At 25.6% G+C, this 1,968-nt stretch carries 2 protein-coding genes; both read right to left on the reverse strand.

The annotated features are described in order from the left end of the window. Positions 1-826 (reverse strand): hypothetical protein (locus tag GBZ86_RS15410; protein ID WP_152892127.1); only part of this gene is annotated, 826 nt, incomplete at its 3' end. A 20-nt stretch (positions 827-846) separates the two neighbouring features. Next, a complete protein-coding gene (locus GBZ86_RS15415) occupies positions 847-1,896 on the reverse strand; it encodes a phosphodiester glycosidase family protein (RefSeq protein ID WP_152892129.1) in 1,050 nt (349 codons plus the stop codon). Positions 1,897-1,968 lie beyond the last annotated feature (72 nt).

Genomic DNA, 1,968 nt, shown 5'->3' on the forward strand with positions numbered 1-1,968 from the left:
CTTCTAAAGTACCATATTTTATTTCTAATATTTTATTATGGTCATTTAAAACTCCAATATAAATTACATCATTATTATCTACAGAAAGAAGAGTATATTTGGTATCTTTTCCTTTAGTTATTCTTTTATTTGGACTTGTTGCATAAATATCATAATTATTTTTATTTTCAAAAATTAATCTGTCTTCATGGGGAATAACTTTAATTTCTCCTACTTCATCTGTAGGTAATTGAAATGGTCTAACCTCTAAATTTATATCTAATCTATAAATTTTTTTGTAATTTTCTTTTTCTATATTTAAATAAGTTACATTAGTTAAGGTTGATGTTTCTATACTTTTAACTTTAGTATATTTATTTCCTTTAGTTATTTCTCCATTTGTTGTTCCTTTTCCTTCGGCGGATATTTTTTCTTTATGATTTTTAGATAGATCATAATAATATAAATTAATAAAACCATTATCTAATTGAGATAAGAAAAGTCTATTTCTATCTTTTAACCATGTGTAATTTAGAAGTTTAGAGTGAGAATTAATAGGAATATCTATTAATTCTCCATTTCTAACATTAATAGTTTTTAATTCTCCATCTAATAAATAAGATATATATTTGCCATCAAAGGACATTTTTATGTTCTTAGCTTTAGATGGAATTGATATATCAGCTACTTTAGAATTATCTTCTTTAGCAGATACAATTTTTTTACTTGTTATTGTTCCATCACTTTTAAAAAAATAAGTATTTAAAAGAAAAAATACACTACATTGAAGTACAAATGAAAATAGAGTCCATCTAAATAAAATTTTAAACAATCTTTTTCTTGTCATATGTTATCTCCTTATTTTTATTACTTAACCATAACAACAGAAGGGATAGATCTTTCACCTAAATGGTCAGAAGGATTATTAACAATTTCATCATTATAATACATAGTTGTAGAGTTACCACCATCTAAGTTTATTGCATTTATAGCACCATATTGAATCATTACATCTTGAATTTCCTTCCAAGTAGCACCAATAGAATTTATACTACGTCCATCCACAACAAGAAGTAACATAGCACCATCTTCTCTTTGACCTATAGCAGTTCTTGATGCTATTCCAGCTCCACCATCTCCAGTAGTAATGGTAGGTTGGCCATTAACAACTAATGGAGGACCAAAGCTAAGAGCTTCTTTAGCATTTAAATTTTTTAAATTGTCATAGGAATATTTTCCAACTAAAAGTCTTCCTTCATCAGTAATAGCCATCATATCAGTTTTTTCATCATCTTTTAAAGAGTTAAATATTTTTTTTCCATTAGTCATTATTACACCTATTGGAGTTCCACCATTTCCTGTCCAGGTAGAAGTAGCAGATTTATCAGTAAAACCTCCACCATTTATTGCAGCAATTGCATTAGATTGCTTTGCTATTTGAGAGGTGGTTTGTCCTTCTTTATTTAATTTAGAAGTGTATCCAATTTTTACTCTAGTAGGATCACTAACTACTAACATATAACCATTAAATTTTTTTCCTTTTACTTCAAAAAGTTCAATTTTATCATTATGTTTTTTAGGTAAGGTTATTTTACTATTTTTAGTGTCTTGTTTTATGTCCTCAACCTTATTTTGTGATAAAATTTCTTTTATTTTTTCATTAGATAAAAAAGCTGTAGCTAAATATTGATGATTGAGTGAAGTCATAGCAGCTCCTACTAAGCTTGTCTTTATATTATTAAAAGGTCCATAATAAATTATAAATGGTGCAGTTATAATACCAAAAGCAATTTGAAAAATTACAAATAATGAAAAAACTTTCCATTTGCGAGATTTAAGTTTTTTATTATATCCTTTATTTTTTTTATTATTTTTTTTATGTTTATTATTTTTAAATTCACACGATTTTTTTGTCATTAGCATTCTCCTTTAATGTGATTATTCACTTTTTTATAACAAAAAATGACAATTAAATTTAAAGTTATATAT

Origin of the sequence: Clostridium tarantellae (assembly GCF_009295725.1) — a bacterium.
GTDB classification, from domain to species: Bacteria; Bacillota; Clostridia; order Clostridiales; family Clostridiaceae; genus Sarcina; species Sarcina tarantellae.

Coding starts and splice junctions, on each gene's coding strand:
- GBZ86_RS15415 (WP_152892129.1), bottom strand. CDS start 1,896: ATGACAAAAAAATCGTGTGAATTTAAAAATAATAAACATAAAAAAAAT.